General features: G+C 72.5%; 14 protein-coding genes and 1 riboswitch. Of the genes, 3 read left to right on the top strand and 11 right to left on the bottom strand.

What is annotated here, in order from left to right:
• Positions 1-71: 71 nt before the first annotated feature.
• Positions 72-1,445 (bottom strand): peptidase C39 family protein, encoded by a 1,374-nt coding sequence (locus AB0D01_RS17495; RefSeq protein WP_363056061.1) that lies wholly within the window; start codon positions 1,443-1,445, stop codon positions 72-74.
• Between the two features lie 217 nt (positions 1,446-1,662).
• Between AB0D01_RS17495 and AB0D01_RS17500 the strand changes: the two genes are divergently transcribed.
• Complete coding sequence (locus tag AB0D01_RS17500; protein WP_363056062.1) at positions 1,663-2,298, top strand: hypothetical protein; 636 nt, start codon at positions 1,663-1,665, stop codon at positions 2,296-2,298.
• Between the two features lie 375 nt (positions 2,299-2,673).
• Positions 2,674-4,632, top strand: a complete 1,959-nt coding sequence (locus AB0D01_RS17505) for an AAA family ATPase (RefSeq protein ID WP_363056063.1) — start codon at positions 2,674-2,676, stop codon at positions 4,630-4,632.
• Between the two features lie 75 nt (positions 4,633-4,707).
• On the opposite strand, the gene AB0D01_RS17510 is transcribed toward AB0D01_RS17505, so the two are convergent.
• The 10 genes from AB0D01_RS17510 to ribD form a co-directional block, all read right to left on the bottom strand.
• Positions 4,708-5,781, bottom strand: a complete 1,074-nt coding sequence (locus tag AB0D01_RS17510; RefSeq protein WP_363056064.1) for a hemolysin family protein — start codon at positions 5,779-5,781, stop codon at positions 4,708-4,710.
• On the bottom strand, positions 5,778-7,277 hold the full coding sequence (locus AB0D01_RS17515) for a hemolysin family protein (RefSeq protein ID WP_363056065.1): 1,500 nt from the start codon (positions 7,275-7,277) through the stop codon (positions 5,778-5,780). The genes AB0D01_RS17510 and AB0D01_RS17515 overlap by 4 nt, the downstream gene beginning before the upstream one ends.
• Before the next feature lie 201 nt (positions 7,278-7,478).
• A complete protein-coding gene (locus tag AB0D01_RS17520) occupies positions 7,479-7,940 on the bottom strand; it encodes a PH domain-containing protein (RefSeq protein ID WP_363056066.1) in 462 nt (153 codons plus the stop codon).
• A gap of 59 nt (positions 7,941-7,999) precedes the next feature.
• Positions 8,000-8,848, bottom strand: a complete 849-nt coding sequence (gene hisG, locus AB0D01_RS17525) for an ATP phosphoribosyltransferase (protein WP_363056067.1) — start codon at positions 8,846-8,848, stop codon at positions 8,000-8,002.
• Between the two features lie 68 nt (positions 8,849-8,916).
• Positions 8,917-9,198, bottom strand: coding sequence for a phosphoribosyl-ATP diphosphatase (locus AB0D01_RS17530; RefSeq protein WP_266937995.1), 282 nt, complete (start codon positions 9,196-9,198; stop codon positions 8,917-8,919).
• Positions 9,199-9,233: 35 nt separating this feature from the next.
• Complete coding sequence (gene ribH / locus AB0D01_RS17535; RefSeq protein ID WP_215031692.1) at positions 9,234-9,719, bottom strand: 6,7-dimethyl-8-ribityllumazine synthase; 486 nt, start codon at positions 9,717-9,719, stop codon at positions 9,234-9,236.
• 57 nt (positions 9,720-9,776) lie between these two features.
• Positions 9,777-11,078 carry a bifunctional 3,4-dihydroxy-2-butanone-4-phosphate synthase/GTP cyclohydrolase II gene (locus tag AB0D01_RS17540; protein WP_363056068.1) on the bottom strand — a complete coding sequence of 434 codons (1,302 nt, stop codon included), beginning with the start codon at positions 11,076-11,078 and terminating at the stop codon, positions 9,777-9,779.
• Positions 11,075-11,728, bottom strand: a complete 654-nt coding sequence (locus tag AB0D01_RS17545) for a nicotinamide mononucleotide transporter family protein (protein ID WP_363056069.1) — start codon at positions 11,726-11,728, stop codon at positions 11,075-11,077. Before AB0D01_RS17545 ends, AB0D01_RS17540 begins: the two co-directional genes overlap by 4 nt.
• The gene (locus AB0D01_RS17550) at positions 11,725-12,348 is read right to left on the bottom strand and encodes a riboflavin synthase (protein WP_363056070.1); all 624 of its coding nucleotides are present in this window, start codon (positions 12,346-12,348) and stop codon (positions 11,725-11,727) included. Before AB0D01_RS17550 ends, AB0D01_RS17545 begins: the two co-directional genes overlap by 4 nt.
• Complete coding sequence (gene ribD, locus AB0D01_RS17555) at positions 12,349-13,527, bottom strand: bifunctional diaminohydroxyphosphoribosylaminopyrimidine deaminase/5-amino-6-(5-phosphoribosylamino)uracil reductase RibD (RefSeq protein WP_363056071.1); 1,179 nt, start codon at positions 13,525-13,527, stop codon at positions 12,349-12,351.
• A gap of 154 nt (positions 13,528-13,681) precedes the next feature.
• A riboswitch (FMN riboswitch) is annotated at positions 13,682-13,811 on the bottom strand.
• A gap of 411 nt (positions 13,812-14,222) precedes the next feature.
• On the opposite strand from ribD, the gene AB0D01_RS17560 reads away from it, so the two are divergent.
• Positions 14,223-16,559 carry a chitinase C-terminal domain-containing protein gene (locus AB0D01_RS17560; RefSeq protein WP_363056072.1) on the top strand — a complete coding sequence of 779 codons (2,337 nt, stop codon included), beginning with the start codon at positions 14,223-14,225 and terminating at the stop codon, positions 16,557-16,559.
• Positions 16,560-16,679 lie beyond the last annotated feature (120 nt).

Consider the following 16,679-nt stretch of genomic DNA (forward strand, 5'->3'; position numbering starts at 1 on the left):
CCGACCGGACACGGGGGTCGTACGGGGAGCACCCCGTACGACCCCCGCCGTCCGTCACGGCACGCGGGCCGTCACAGGACGCCGACCGCCCTCAGGGCGGCCGTCCGGGCCGCGTCCGGGCGGACGGGGACGTAGAGGTAGCAGACGCCGCCGCTGCCCGAGGCGGTCTTCCCGGCGGAGTTCAGGCGCTTGGTGCGCAGCCAGACGTTCTCCCACTGGCGGCGCGGGTAGACGCGGCGGACCTTCGCGTTGTCGGCGGAGTTCGGGTCGTTGACGACCACGTCGCCGGCGGCGGTGAAGCCGATGACGGTCATCAGGTGGCCCGCCGTGCCGTAGCCGGCTCCGGGCAGCTCCTCCTTGAGGAAGGACTGGGAGGTGATGACGGGGATTCCGGCGCGGACCAGGGTCTCCAGGTCGGCCAGCGAGGTCAGCCGGGTGACGACGCCCGCGAGACCGGGGTAGGTGGCGGCGTAGGCGGCGTTGAAGGGCCAGTTGCCGCAGCCCTTGTAGGCGGCGTCGTAGGTGGAGCGGGCGGCGTGGCAGACCTGCGGGTCGCGGTAGCGGCGGTCCACCCAGGCGAGGGCGGCGGGGTCGGGCCTGGCGCCCCAGTACTCGACGACCATCTGCGAGGAGGTGGGGCTGCACCAGGCCTCTCCCCCGTTGTCGTACTGGGGGTAGCGGCCGGCGTGGACCTCCTGCGAGTAGCGCGGGACCTTCAGCTCGTGGGCGCGGCCGGAGGGCGTGGACGCCGTGACGGTGCGCCGGTCGGGGACGTGCGAGGCCATGGCTCCGGCGAGCCACACCGTGGGGCCGGCGGTGGCGCCCGGCCGGCGGTGGAGGGTCAGGCGCAGTTGCCAGTCCCGCAGGCGCAGGCCCCCGGCTGCGGCCCGGGCGTCCAGGGAGAGGCTGTCGGTCCAGACGGCGCTGCGGCCGTCGCCCTGACCGTCGACCGAGGTGCGGCGGATGTCGGCGTCGCCGGAGGCCCAGCGGGCCATCACGTACCAGGGGGTGCGGGTGCCGTCGGTGTACGTGCCGCGCAGCTCGACCTGGATCCAGGTGCCGGTGGGGGTGCGGGCGTTCCAGGAGGCGATGATCTCCGTGGCCGGGACGGTCGAGCGGTGCACCGGGGAGGTCCAGGCGGCGTACTCCCAGGTGGCGGAGCGGCCGGTGTGGGGGTCGGCGTAGACCGTGCGGCCCGCGGGGGTCGCGATCTCCAGTCCGGGGCGGGCGCCTCCGATGGCGGTGGTGCCCCGGTGGGTGCCGGCCGTCCAGTGGTCGTACGCGTACCAGAACCGGTTGTCGACGGTGGGCGCGCCGGCTTCGGGCGCGGGCGCCGGGACGCGGCCGGGGGCGGCGGAGGCCCGGCCGCCGATGGGGACGGCGGAGGCCCCGGCGACCGCGAGGGCGATGGCCAGGAGGGCGCGGCGGGGTGTGGGTGCGGTCATCGGCGTGGCCCCCAGGGGTCGGTTCGGTCGTGCGGGGTGGAGCGGCGGAGCGGGGTGGAGCGGTTCGTGTGACTTCCTTCCGGTTCGGAGCGTTCGCACCGTTCACGCGGTTCGTGCGGTGGAGCGGTTCGCCCACCTTTCCAGTTCCCCGCCCCGGGACGGCAAAGCGGAGGGGTCGTGTCGGGGGCTACCGCACGGGCGGACGTACGCTGACCGGGTGGAGCACCCGCAGTCACTTCAGTCCCTCGCGCGCGAGCTCGCCGCGCTGCCCCCCTCGCTCGGCCCCGTCCGGTTGATCGGGATCGACGGGCACGCCGGGTCGGGGAAGAGCACCTTCGCGGACCGGCTCGCCGGGGCGCTCGGCGGGGCTCCGGTGCTGCACCTGGACGACGTGGCCACCCACGAGGAGTTGTTCGGGTGGTGGGGGCGGCTGCGCGAGCAGGTGGTGGCGCCACTGGCCGCCGGGCGGAGCGCGCGCTGGGCCCCGTACGACTGGGTGGAGCGCCGGTTCGGCCCGGAGCGGGTCCTGGAGCCCGCGCCCGTGCTGCTCGTCGAGGGGGTCGGCGCCGGGCGGCGGGAGCTGCGGCCGTACCTGGCGCGGCTGCTGTGGATGGAGACGGCCCGTACGACGTCCTGGGGGCGCGGGCGAAACCGGGACGGTCGCGAACTTTCCGACTTCTGGGACGGATGGGAGCGCGCGGAGCTCGCGCACTTCGCGGACGACCCTTCGCGCCCCTTCGCGGACGCCTTGGTACACCAGAGCGGTACGGGATACGAGTGGACTTCCGGGGCCGCTGCGACCCCGGAAACCCGCCCTTCCGTCACCGAGGGTGACGGGTTGCCCCAGGCCTGAGCGGGGCGGTCCGGGCGGGCGCCGCCGCCCGCGCGGAGGCGCTTGACCGCGCCCCGGGAACCGCCGTACGTTCTGAACGCGGGGCCCGTACGGGCCATCGCGGACGCGAAGCCCCCGATTGTTCCCCCGTGATCGGGGGCTTCGCTCTGCCCTCACGCCCCGCGCGGCGGGCCCGGAACGGGCCGCGCCGACCCCCGTCCCTCACCCTGCGTTACGCTGCGCGGCGGGGCCCGCGCCCGAACCGCGTCCGTCGCACCCTGGGTAAGGTGCGTCCCCGCAGGTACGATGCAGCCCTGATTTCATCAGCGGTCGGGACAACTCACGTGCGCCGCGCGGAGGTTGCCGCGCACCTCGGGCAGGCTTGTGGGGGATGTGATGGACTTCGGCATGCCGGGCAGCGCCCACGCCCCGGCCGAACTCGCCTGGCTGCGCGGGGTCGACGCCTGCACGATGGGCGCCTACCCGCAGGCGGAGGAGGAGTTCCGCGCGGCCGTCAGACTGGATCCGGCCATGGCCGACGCCTGGCTGGGCCTGCACGCGCTGCGCGTGGACACCACCAACGCGTTATTGCGCATGTACGCCCACCGGGACCGCTTCGGGGAGCAACGCGCCCGCCACCGGCGGACCCTGAACTCCTGGTACTGGCTGGGTTGGTGGGTGCAGCCGGTGCTGGAGAGCCGGCGCGACCTGCTGCTGGCCCACGCCTCGCACTGGCTCGACGGCCGGCACGTCCCCGAACTGGACCAGGCGCTCGCCGCGCTGCCGCCCGTGGACGCCGATCCGCAGGTCCGCTTCCTGCACGCCTGCCGGGCCTACCTGGTCAAGGACTGGGAGCAGCTCGTACGCCACACCGAACCCCTCGTCGACGATCCCGTGCTCGGCATCGAGGCCGGGCTCTTCGGCGGGATGGCGCGGGTGCGCCTGGAGATGTTCGGGCAGGCGGAGCCGATGCTGTCGGCGGCGCTGATGCGCTGTCGCAGCGAGCAGCCCCAACGCAAGGAGCTGCGGTACTGGCTGGCCCGGGCGCGCGAGGGCACCGGGCGCAGCGCCGCCGCGCTGCCGCTGTACCGGGCGGTGCACCGGGTGGACCCGGCGTTCATGGACACGGCGGCCCGGCTCACGGCCATCGAGGACAGCGACGACGGCGACGGGATGGCCGACCTGGCCGGTCACGCCGGACACGGCGGGCACCTCGCCGAGGGCTTCGCCGGGCACGGCCTGTCCCCGGTGGGCGGGGACTTCACCGCGGTGGCCGCCCTGGACGGCGGCGGGCCGATCCCGGACCTGGCGCCGGACGCGCAGGCGGAGGCCGATCCCCCGACCCCCGGCGAGCCGCCGGACCCCCGCTTCGGGCCGCCGACGGGCACGGGCCGGCTGGAGGGCGTACGGCACAAGGTGTCCGTGCCCCCGCAGGGCGCCCCGACCGGGCTGCCCCCCGGGCCCTCCGATCCGCTGGCGCTGGCCGAGGCGCTGGCGGAGCTGGAGCGGATGGTGGGGCTGGAGCCGGTGAAGCGGCAGGTGAAGGCCCTGTCCGCGCAGCTGCACATGGCCCGGCTGCGCGCGGCGCAGGGGCTCCCGGTGCAGCCGCCGAAGCGGCACTTCGTCTTCTCGGGGCCCTCGGGCACCGGGAAGACCACGGTGGCGCGGATCCTGGGGCGGGTGTTCTACGCGTTGGGGCTGCTGGGCGGGGACCATCTGGTGGAGGCGCAACGGGCCGACCTGGTGGGCGAGTTCCTCGGGCAGACCGCGGTGAAGGCGAACGAGCTGATCGACTCCGCGATCGGCGGGGTGCTGTTCGTGGACGAGGCGTACAGCCTGTCCAACTCCGGCTACAGCAAGGGCGACGCGTACGGCGACGAGGCCCTCCAGGTGCTGCTCAAGCGCGCCGAGGACAACCGGGACCACCTGGTGGTGATCCTGGCGGGGTATCCGGCGGGCATGGACCGGCTGCTGGCGGCCAATCCGGGGCTGTCCTCCCGTTTCACGACGCGGGTGGACTTCCCGAGCTACCGGCCGGCGGAACTGACCGCGATCGGCGAGGTGCTGGCCGACGCGAACGGCGACCACTGGGACGAGGAGGCCCTGGAGGAGCTGCGCAGCATCAGCGGGCACGTCGTCGAGCAGGGCTGGATCGACGAGCTGGGCAACGGCCGCTTCCTGCGGACCCTGTACGAGAAGAGCTGCGCCTACCGGGACCTGCGGCTGTCGGGCTTCGCCGGCGAGCCCTCCCGGGAGGACCTGGCGACGCTGCGGCTGGCCGACCTGATGCAGGCGTACGGAGAGGTGCTGTCCGGGCGGGGCCCGCAGGAACGCCCGGAGCCGCCGGCCCTGTGAACGGGGGCGGCGGCTCCGGTGTCGCTCCGACGCGGTTCCACCGGCCTCTGTGGCAAGCCGGCGGCGGCGCGGGGGTCAGCGCGTGAGGACCTCCTCGGGGCTCCTCGCGGGCCGTTTGGCCGGTACCCGGTGGGCGGGGTCGCGGACCTCGCCGACCAGCATCTCCAGGACGTCCTCCAGGGCGACCAGCCCCAGCACCCGCCCGGCCGGGTCGGCGACCTGGGCCAGGTGGGTGGCGTCGCGCCGCATGACGCTCAGCGCGTCGTCCAGCGGGAGCGTGGAGCACAGGGTGGTCATGCGGCGCCAGACCCGCTGCGGGACGGCCCGTTCGCGGTCGTCCAGGTCGAGGACGTCCTTGACGTGGAGGTAGCCCATGAAGGCGCCGCCGTCGGAGCGGACGGGGAAGCGCGAGTAGCCGGTGCGCACCGTCAGCTGCTCGATCTGGCGGGGGGTGACGGCGGGGCCGACGGTGACCAGTCGCCCCGGGGACAGCAGGACGTCGGTGACGGGGCGGCTGCCCAGTTCGAGGGCGTCCTCCAGGCGTTCCTGCTCCACCGGTTCGAGGAGTCCGGCCTGCCGGGAGTCCTCGACGAGCCGGCCGAGCTGGGCGCTGGTGTAGACGGCCTCGACCTCGTCCTTGGGCTCCACCTTGAACAGGCGCAGCACCAGGGCGGCGCAGGCGCCGAGCGCGGTCGTCACCGGCCCGCACACGCGGGCGAAGGCGACCAGGCCGGGGCTGAACCACAGGGCGGTCCGCTCGGGGGCGGCCATGGCGAGGTTCTTCGGGACCATCTCGCCGATGACCAGGTGCAGGAAGATCACCGCGGCGAGCGCGAGCGCGTAGCCGAGGGGGTGGATCAGGCCCTGCGGGACGTGGACGGCGTGGAAGACGGGCTCCAACAGCCGGGCCACGGTGGGCTCGGCGACCGCGCCCAGGGTGAGCGAGCAGACGGTGATGCCGAACTGGGCGGCGGCCATCATGCGGGGCAGGTTCTCCAGGCCGTACAGCACCTGGCGGGCCCGCTTGGACTCGGCGGCCAGCGGCTCGATCTGGCTGCGGCGTACGGAGACGAGGGCGAACTCGGCGCCGACGAAGAATCCGTTGGCCAGGACCAGGAGCAGGGCGAAGAGCAGTTGGAGGGCGTTCATCGGCCGGCGCCTTCCAGTTGGGCCGCGGCCGTCCGGTCCGCGGCCGCCGCCCGGTCCCTCGGGGCGCTCGGATCGGCCTGCCGGCCGGGTCCGGTCGGTACGGGGAGGCCTGCGTCGACGCGGACGCCGGCGCGCGCGGCCCCGGCCGTCGGGGTCCCGGTCGCGGGGGTCCCCGCGGCGGGTACGGTCGTCAGCCGGACGAGCCGGACGCGTTCGGCGCGGTTGCGGCCGACGCGGCGGACGGAGACCCTCCAGCCGGGCAGCTCGGCCCGGTCGCCGGGGGCCGGGATGCGGCCCAGCAGGTCGGCGACGAGGCCCGCGACGGTCTCGTAGGGGCCCTCGGGCACCTCCAGGCCTATGCGGCGCAGGGTGTGCACGCGGCAGCTGCCGTCGGCCTCCCAGGAGGGGCGGCCGTCCTCGGCGGGTACGGCGGTCAGTTCGGGGCTGTCGTCCTCGGCGAGGTCGTGCTCGTCGCGGACCTCCCCGACGAGTTCCTCCACGATGTCCTCCAGGGTGACCACGCCGGCGGTGCCGCCGTACTCGTCGACCACCACCGCCATGGGCTGCTCGCTGCGCAACCGTTCCAGCAGCGGCTGCACCGGCAGGGAGCCGGGCACCAGCAGGGGGGCGACGCAGATCCGGCCGACGGTGGTGCGGGAGCGCTCGGGCTCGGGCACGGCGAGGGCGTCCTTGAGGTGGACGACGCCGGTGACCTCGTCGATGCGCTCGCGGTAGACCGGGAAGCGGGACAGGCCCGTGGCGCGGGTCAGGTTCAGCACGTCGGCCGCGGTGGCGGTGTGCTGGAGGGCGCTGACCTTCACCCGGGGGGTCATCACGTGCTGGGCGGTGAGTTCGCCGAGCGACAGGGTCCGTACGAAGAGGTCGGCGGTGTCCTGTTCGAGGGCTCCGGCCTGGGCCGAATGGCGGACCAGGGAGACCAGTTCGCCGGGGGTGCGGGCGGAGGCCATCTCCTCGGTGGGCTCGACGCCGAGCGCCCGTACGAGCCGGTTCGCGACGGCGTTGAGGCCGGCGATCACGGGCCGCAGGGCCCGCGAGAAGAGGGTCTGCGGGCCGGCGACGAAGCGGGCCACCTGGAGCGGCCGGGAGATCGCCCAGTTCTTCGGGACGAGCTCGCCGACGACCATCTGGACGGCGGAGGCGAGCAGCATGCCGATGACGACGGCCACACCGGGGACGGCGCCCCGGGGCAGGCCGGTCGCGGTGAGCGGCCCGGACAGCAGGGCGGCGAGGGCCGGTTCGGCCAGCATGCCGACGACGAGGGAGGTGATGGTGATGCCGAGCTGGGTTCCGGACAGCTGGAACGACAGCTCGCGCAGGGCCTTGACGACCGTACGGGCGCGGCGGTCGCCTTCGGCGGCCGCGCGTTCGGCCTCGGGTCTCTCCACCGTGACGAGGCCGAACTCGGCCGCCACGAAGAAACCGTTGGCGAGGATCAGGGCGAAGGCCGCCAGGAGCAGGAGTAGCGGGATGGTCATGCCGCCGCCTCCGCGGGGAGGGCGGCGCGGGTACTACCGGACGATCCGTCCATTGCTGGAGGGAGTCACTCCTCTGGTCGCAGGTGCCCACGGGCCACGGGAACCCGGGGCGGGTGGGAGGGCGCGCTGTTGCGCCCCGCCACCAGGGTAGTCATTGAGGTCGCGGCCGCAATGGGACGCAGCCACGAGGTCGACGGCCGCTCAGTCGTCGGCGCCGGTCCCCCGGGTCTCGGCCAGGGCGCGCAGGGCGCGGGCGTCGCCGATGGCCTGGGCCCGGGCCACGCCCGGCTGGATGCCGAGGACGGGCAGGCTGGTGCCGTCGCTGAGGTCGAGGAAGACCCAGGGGTCGCCGGGGCGGAGGTTGACGCGCAGGATCTGAGCCCACGCCAGGCGGCGGGTGGTGGTGAGGTTGACCACGGTGACCCCGGCCTCGTCCGCGACCACCTTGGGGCGGCTGAGCAGGACGAGGACGGAGCTCATCAGGGCGGCGGTGAAGACGAAGCTGATCCGCTCGCCGGTGCTGAGCCGCTCCAGCATCAGGGCGACGGCCGTGATGGTGGCGAACATGGCGAACCCGACGCTCAGCAGCACCGCCCGCGTGCGGGTCGGCCGGAAGGTGACCGGCAGGGCGGGGGGCGCGGGCTGTGCGACGGGCTGGCTCATGGTGCTGGTGATGCCTTCTGCGGGTGGGCTGGGCGTACGGGGCGGGGGCCGCGTACCGGTCAGAGGCGGCAGGCGTGGATCGAGGTGGTGAGGATCGCGCGCGCGCCGAGCTCGTACAGGTCGTCCATGATCCGCTGGGCGTCCTTGGCGGGGACCATGGCGCGGACGGCGACCCAACCCTCGTTGTGGAGCGGGGAGACCGTCGGCGACTCCAGGCCCGGGGTGAGGGCGACCGCGCGCTCCAGGTGCTCGGCGCGGCAGTCGTAGTCCATCATCACGTAGCTCCGGGCGACCAGGACGCCCTGGAGGCGGCGCAGGAACTGCCCGACCTTGGGGTCGTCGGTGTCGGCGCCGACGCGGCGGATGACGGTGGCCTCGGACTTGAGGATGGGCTCGCCGATGACCTCCAGGCCGGCGTTGCGCAGGCTGGTGCCGGTCTCGACGACGTCGGCGATGATCTGCGCGACGCCGAGCTCGATGGCGGTCTCGACGGCACCGTCCAGGTGGACGACGGAGGCGTCGACGCCGAGGTCGGCGAGGTGCTTGGCGACGATTCCCTCGTACGAGGTCGCGATCGTCATCCCGCCGAAGTCCTCGGGGCCCTTCGCGGTGCCGGGCTTGGTGGCGTAGCGGAAGGTGGACCGGCCGAAGTTCAGCGGCAGGATCTCCTCGGCGTTGGCCCCGGAGTCCAGCAGCAGGTCGCGGCCGGTGATGCCGATGTCGAGCTTGCCCGAGGCGACGTAGATCGCGATGTCCTTCGGGCGGAGGTAGAAGAACTCGACCTCGTTGTCCGGGTCGACGGTGACGAGTTCCTTGGATTCCTTGCGCTGGCGGTACCCGGCCTCATGGAGCATCGCCGACGCCGGTCCGGAGAGTGAACCCTTGTTGGGGACGGCGATGCGCAGCATGGATCTTCCTCGGGTGCGTAGGGAAAAGACGGGTGGACGGGCGGGGGGCCCGCGGTGGGTGCTCCGGCCTAGAGGTGCGCGTAGACGTCGTCGAGGGAGATCCCGCGCGCCACCATCATCACCTGGACGTGGTAGAGCAGCTGGGAGATCTCCTCGGCGGCGGCTTCCTTGCCCTCGTACTCGGCGGCCATCCAGACCTCGGCGGCCTCCTCGACGACCTTCTTGCCGATGGCATGGACGCCCTTGGAGACGAGCTCGGCGGTGCGGGAGGTGCTGGGGTCGCCGTTGGCGGCCTTGAGCTGGAGCTCGGTGAAGAGTTCTTCGAAGCTCTTGGAGGGTTTGTTCGCCATGATGGTCCTCAGAATAAGGGGTCCCCCGTCGCCACTCAGCGCCAGGGTTCGCTGACGGTACGCAGGGTCATGGCGGTGGAGACGGCGGCGGTGACCGCTTCGTGCCCCTTGTCCTCGTTCGACCCCTCGAGGCCGGCGCGGTCCAGCGCCTGCTCGTCGTTGTCGCAGGTCAGTACTCCGAAGCCGACGGGGACTCCGGTGTCGATCGACACCTGTACCAGGCCCTGGGTGACGCCCTGGCAGACGTAGTCGAAGTGCGGGGTGCCGCCGCGGATGACCACTCCGAGGGCGACGATGGCATCGTAACCGCGACCGGCGAGTACCTTCGCCACCACCGGCAGCTCGAAGCTGCCCGGGACGCGCAGGACGGTGGGTTCGTCGATGCCCAGTTCGTGCAGGGCCCGCAGGGCGCCGTCGACCAGCCCGTCCATGACCTTCTCGTGCCACTGGGCCGCGATGACGGCGACCCGGAGGTCGCCACAGTTCTTCACGCTCAGTTCGGGTGCGCCCTTGCCGCTCACAGCTCTGCTCCTCGGTGCGTTGCGTACTTCTCGTGGTTCGTTCGGGTGGTGCGGGTGTTACTGGTTGCCGCAGGCGGACGTGGGCACGGCCGCGTCCAGCCAGGGCAGCTCGTGGCCCATGCGGTCGCGCTTGGTGCGCAGGTACCGCAGGTTGTGCTCGCCGGCCTCGACGGGCATGGCCTCGCGTCCGGTGACGGCGATGCCGTGGCGGACGAGGGCCGCGGTCTTGTCGGGGTTGTTGGTCAGCAGGCGGACGCTGTGGACCCCGAGGTCGGTGAGGATCCGCGCGCCGGCGCCGTAGTCGCGGGCGTCGGCGGGCAGGCCCAGCTCCAGGTTGGCGTCGAGGGTGTCGCGACCGCGCTCCTGGAGTTCGTAGGCGCGCAGCTTGGACAGCAGGCCGATGCCGCGGCCCTCGTGGCCGCGCAGGTAGACGACCACGCCGCGGCCCTCGTCCTGGATGCGGGCCATGGAGGCCTGGAGCTGGGGGCCGCAGTCGCAGCGCTGGGACTGGAAGATGTCCCCGGTCAGGCACTCGGAGTGCATCCGGACCAGGACGTCCTCGCCGTCGCCGATCTCGCCGTGGACGAGGGCGACGTGCTCGACGCCGTCGACGGTGGAGCGGAAGCCGTACGCCGTGAACTCCCCGGCGGCGGTGGGCAGGGTGACCTCGGCCTCGCGGCGGACGGTCGGCTCGGCGGAGCGGCGGTAGGCGATCAGGTCCTCGATGGAGATGATCGTCAGGCCGTGCTTGCGGGCGAAGGGGATCAGCTCGGGCAGGCGCAGCATGACGCCGTCCTCGCCCGCGATCTCCACGATGGCGCCGGCGGGGCGCAGGCCCGCGAGGCGGGCGAGGTCGACGGCGGCCTCGGTGTGGCCGTTGCGGACCAGGACGCCGCCGGGCTTGGCGCGCAGCGGGAAGACGTGGCCGGGGCGCACGAAGTCGGAGGGCTCGCTGGCGGCCTGGGCCAGCAGGCGCAGGGTGGTGGCCCGGTCGGCGGCGGAGATGCCGGTGGTGACGCCGTGGGCGGCGCTCGCGTCCACGGAGACGGTGAAGGCGGTCTGCATCGACTCGGTGTTGTCGCCGACCATCTGGGGCAGTTCGAGCCGGTCCAGCTCGGGGCCCTCCATCGGGGCGCAGATCAGGCCGCGGCACTCGCTCATCATGAACGCGATGATCTCGGGCGTGGCCTTCTCGGCGGCGATCACGAGGTCGCCCTCGTTCTCGCGGTCCTCGTCGTCGACGACGACCACGGGGCGGCCGGCGGCGATGTCGCGGATGGCCTGCTCGACCGGGTCGAGGAGGAAGGCCTCGTGGAAATCGGTGTCGAGGACGTCGGGCACGGGCTTGAGGGTGGTCATGCCGTTGCTCCTTCGAGGGCCGGGGCGGGGGTGGTGCGCGAGCGCTGGTACCAGTCGTAGGCGCCCCACAGGACGAGGGCGAAGTAGACGACGTAGACGAGGCCGGAGAAGGCCAGGCCGCTCTGGAAGGCGAGGGGGACGCCGACGAGGTCGACGAGGAGCCAGGCGAACCAGAACTCGACGAGGCCGCGGGCCTGGGCCACCATCGCGACGATCGTGCCGACGAAGATGTAGGCGTCGGCCCAGGGGCTCCAGGAGAGCTGCGGGAAGAGGGTGAACAGGCCGCCGACGGCGAGGGTGCCGACCGCCGCTCCGGCCAGGAGCAGGCCGCGCTCCTTGTTGCTCGCGGTGCGGACGGCGATCGTGCCGTCCTGCGCCTTCTGCCGGCCGAGCTGCCAGGAGCGCCAGCCCCACACGGCGACGGAGATGACGAGGAGCTGCTTGCCGACGCCGCCCGCGAGGTGGGCGGAGGCGTAGGCGGCGACGAGGATCACCCCGGACAGGAGCTGGGCGGGCCAGGTCCAGATGGAGCGGCGCCAGCCGAGGGCGAGGGCGGCGAGGCCCATCAGGTTCCCGATCATGTCGGACCAGATGACCTTCTGGCCGAGGACCGTGAAGGCCTCGGTGTTCAGCCAGGTCAGGGCGCTCACTGCGCTGCTCCTTCGGCGTGCGGCGGGGTGACGCCGGCGGCCAGGAGGCGTTCGACGTACTTGGCGAGGACGTCCACCTCCAGGTTGACCGGGTCACCGCTCGTCTTGAGGCCGAGGGTGGTCAGCGCCAGGGTGGTGGGGATCAGGCTCACGGAGAACCAGTCGGCGGCGGCCTCGACCACGGTGAGGCTGACGCCGTCCACAGTGATAGAGCCCTTCTCTACGACGTACCTTGCGAGGTTCTCCGGGAGGGCGATCCGGACGATCTCCCAGTGTTCGGAGGGGGTCCGGGAGAGGATCTCGCCGGTGCCGTCCACGTGTCCCTGGACGAGGTGGCCGCCGAGGCGTCCGCCGAGGGCCATGGGGCGTTCGAGGTTGACGCGGGAGCCCTGGACGAGGGCGCCGAGGCTGGAGCGGTTGAGGGTCTCCTGCATGACGTCGGCGGTGAACTCGCCGTCCGCGGTCTCCACCACGGTCAGGCAGACGCCGTTGACGGCGATCGAGTCGCCGTGCTTGGCGCCCTCGGTGACGACGGGGCCGCGCAGGCGGAAGCGGGAGGCTTCGGCGAGCTGCTCGACGGCGGTGACCTCGCCCAGCTCTTCGACGATTCCGGTGAACACTCAGTGCTCCTTGAGGACGGTGGGGCGGGCGGGGTCCGCGGCCGCGGTGGGCTCGGCGGGTACTGCGGCTGCTTCGGGTACTGCGGTGATGCGGATGTCGGTGCCGACGGGCGTGCTGTCGGTGATCGTCAGGCGCAGCGCGTCGGTGATCGTGGTGATCCCGGCGTCGGCGAGGGCGGTGGGGCCCGCGCCGAGGAGGACGGGGGCGAGGTAGCCGACGACGCGGTCGACGGCGCCCGCGGCGACGAAGGCCCCGGCGAGGGTGGGGCCGCCTTCGAGGAGGACGGAGCGGATCCCGCGCCGGTGCAGCGCGGCCAGGAGGGCCTCGACGCTCAGCCCGCGGCCGGCGCGGGGCAGGCGCAGGAGGTCGACCCCGGGCAGGTGTCGGGTGTCGGCGTCCTCGGCGACGGCGATCAGGGTGGGCGCGGCGTCGTCGAGGACGCGGGCGCCCGGCTCGATCGTGGCGTGGGTGTCGAGGACCACGCGCAGCGGCTGGTCGACGCCGTCCGCGCCGCGTACGGCGAGGTGCGGGTCGTCGGCGCGCAGGGTGCCGGAGCCGACGACGACGGCGTCGGCCTCGGCGCGCAGCCGGTGGACATCGGCGCGGGAGGCGGCGGAGCTGATCCACCGGCTGGTGCCGTCGGCTGCGGCGATGCGGCCGTCGAGGGTCGCGGCGTACTTCCACAGGACGTACGGGCGGCCCTGGCGCACGGCGGTCAGCCAGGCGACGTTGCCCTCTTCGGCCTCCTCGCGCAGCAGGCCGGCCACGGCCTCGATCCCGGCGGCGCGCAGGGTGGCGCCACCGCCACTGGCCTGCGGGTTCGGGTCGGGGACGGCGTAGACGACCCGGCTGACGCCCGCCTCGATGAGGGCCTGGGCGCAGGGGCCGGTGCGGCCGGTGTGGTTGCAGGGTTCGAGGGTGACGTAGGCGGTGGCGCCGCGGGCGGCCCCGCCCGCCTCGCGCAGGGCGTGGACCTCGGCGTGGGGCCCGCCGGCCCGGTGGTGCCAGCCCTCGCCGACGACCTTGCCCGCGGGGTCGGTGATGACGCAACCGACGACGGGGTTGGGGCTGGTGGATCCGAGGCCGCGTGCGGCGAGCTCGACGGCGCGGCGCATGGGGGCGCTCGGGTCGTGTGCTGTCTGCGCGGCGTGTGTCGCCACCGGGTCCTCCTGCCTCATCGGGCACGGACTCCGGGGCCTGTCGGGATACGACAGATGAAGCGGGTGAGCACACGCGGGGACGCCGAGGCCGGCGATACGGGCCGTTCGAGACGTCTCCCCGGGAGGAAAACGCCGACGGACCGCCGACGGCGGCGTACCGGTGACTTGCCCGCCGCGCACTGCCTCCCATCCGGACTTTAACCGTCGGTCCAGGAATTTCACCTGGTCAACCGGCCGCTGGCTGCGGACGGGTCGCGGACTATACCGCCGGTTCGGAATTACACCGACCCCGGAGTGCGCTGCTACTGGTACTAGTGCCAGTGTGCCACGGGCGATCGTCGGCCATGCGAGTGAATCGCTGTGGCCTGGGTCACAAGCGGCCGGTTCTCGAGCGTCGCTGTCGCGCCGGCCGCGCGGGGGACGTTTCCCGCCGGCACTCACGAGCGAGCGTTGGTCCAGACCTATTGACGGGTTGGTCTAGTCCTCTTAACGTTCCCTTCATCTTCCCCGGGAGCCGACCCCGCCGACGTGCGCACGTCAGGGGTCAACCAGCGCCACGTTCAAGCCCGTTGCCGCAAGACGCCCGACCTCATCCCACGTCGTTCCGCCGCACCTCCGCAGTGGTTCCTGCTTCCGCGCTGCCGCTTCGCCCGCCGCCCGGCCGGCCTCGCCGCACGCCGTGTCCTGCCATCCTCCCCTCCCCAGGAGGCACCATGCTGTCCCCCACACGTACGAGAGCGATGCTCCTGGCATCCGGCGCCGCGATCGCCGGCCTGCTGGTCGGCGGGCTCTCCGCGGGCGTCTCGCACGCCGCAGACAACGAGAGCTGTCGCCCCGACGGCCTGTACAAGACGGCCGGAGTGGACGTCCCGTACTGCTCCGTCTACGACTCCGAGGGTCGCGAGAAGATGGGCGCCGACCACCAGCGCCGCGTCATCGGCTACTTCACGGGCTGGCGCACCGGCAAGGACGGCACCCCCGCCTACCTCGCCAACAACATCCCGTGGTCCAAGGTCACCCACCTGAACTACGCCTTCGCGCACATCGGTTCCGACAACAAGATCTCCGTCGGCGCGGACAACGTGAACAACGCCGCCACCGGGATGACCTGGCCCGGCGTCGCGGGCGCCGAGATGGACCCGGCCCTCCCCTACAAGGGCCACTTCAACCTGCTGAACAAATTCAAGAAGCAGTACCCGAACGTCAAGACGCTCGTCTCGGTGGGCGGTTGGGCCGAGACCGGCGGCTACTTCGGCGACGACGGCAACCGCGTCGCGTCCGGCGGCTTCTACTCGATGGCCACCAACGCCGACGGCTCCGTCAACCAGGCCGGCATCGACACCTTCGCCGACTCCTCCGTCGAGTTCATCCGCAAGTACGGGTTCAACGGCGTCGACATCGACTACGAGTACGCGACCTCGATGAAGGACGCGGGCAACCCGCTGGACTGGCAGCTGTCCAACGCCCGCCGCGCGGGCCTGGTCAAGGGCTACGACGCCCTCATGAAGTCCCTGCGCGAGAAGCTCGACCGGGCCGGCGCCGCCGACGGCAAGCACTACCTGCTCACCGTCGCCGCGCCCTCCTCCGGCTACCTGCTGCGCGGCATGGAGACGTACCAGATGCAGAAGTACCTGGACTACGTCAACATCATGTCCTACGACCTGCACGGCGCCTGGAACGAGTACGTCGGCCCCAACGCCTCGCTCTTCGACGACGGCAAGGACGCCGAGCTGGCCGCCGCGAACGTCTACGGCAGCTCCCAGTACGGCAACATCGGTTACCTCAACACCGACTGGGCCTACCACTACTTCCGCGGCTCCATGCCGGCCGGCCGCATCAACATCGGCCTGCCGTACTACACCCGCGGCTTCAAGAACGTCCAGGGCGGCACCGACGGCCTGTGGGGCAAGGCGGCCGCGACCACCTGCCCGGCCGGCGCGGGTCTGACCAAGTGCGGTGACGGCGCCGTCGGCATCGACAACCTGTGGCACGACAAGGACACCAACGGTGTCGAGTCGCCCGCCGGCTCGAACCCGATGTGGCACGCCAAGAACCTGGAGAAGGGGATCGTCGGCGACTACGTCACCAAGTACGGCTTCCCCGCGAACACCACGCTGACCGGCACCTACGTCCGCAAGTACGACGCGAACCTGGTCGCCCCGTGGCTGTGGAACGCCCAGAAGAAGGTCTTCCTCTCCACCGAGGACGAGCAGTCCGTGGCGGCCAAGGCCGACTACGTGGTCGACCGGGGCATCGGCGGCACCATGGTCTGGGAGATGGCCGGCGACTACGCCTGGAACGCGACCAAGGGCCAGTACGAGGTCGGCGACACCCTGACCTCGGTGATGTACGAGAAGTTCAAGGCGGCCGCCCCGTACGGCGCGAAGAAGTCCAACACCGCGCTCCCGAACCAGGCCGTGGACATCAAGACGGAGTTCACCGAGTTCAAGCTCGGCGACTCCAACTACCCGATCACCCCGAAGATCAAGATCACCAACAACACGAAGACCGCGCTGCCCGGCGGCACCGAGTTCCAGTTCGACTACTCGACCTCCGCCCCGTCCAACGCCTCGGACCAGTCCGGCTTCGGCACCAAGGTCATCAAGAGCGACCACACGGGCAGCAACGTGGGCGGTCTGAAGGGCGACTTCCACCGGGTCTCCCTGAAGCTCCCGGCCTGGCAGTCGCTGGCCCCGGGCGCCTCGGTCGACCTGGCGTTCAACTACTACCTGCCGGTGTCCACGCCCTCCAACTGGACGGTGAACATCTCCGGCACCACCTACGCCCTCGCCGGCGACCTGGCGCGCGGCACGACGCTGGTGGAGCCGGGCGGCGGCAGCCAGCCCCCGACCACCCCGCCGACCACTCCTCCGACGACGCCTCCGGGCGGCACGTGCACCAACCCGGCGTACGTGGCGGGGAGCATCTACAACAGCGGGAACGTGGTCTCGCACAAGGGCCACAACTGGAAGGCCCAGTGGTGGACGCAGAACCAGGAACCCGGCACCACCGGTGAGTGGGGCGTCTGGAAGGACCAGGGCGCCTGCTGACACCCCTCCCTTCCGGGTGAGATGAGATGACGTGAGGACCCGGTGGCCCGGCGGCCACCGGGTCCTCGCACGTCCGGGGCCGGTTCCGCACACGTGCGGGGCCGGTTTCCCGCACGTCCG

Source organism: Streptomyces sp. NPDC048606 (genome assembly GCF_040650855.1).
Classification (GTDB): domain Bacteria; phylum Actinomycetota; class Actinomycetes; order Streptomycetales; family Streptomycetaceae; genus Streptomyces.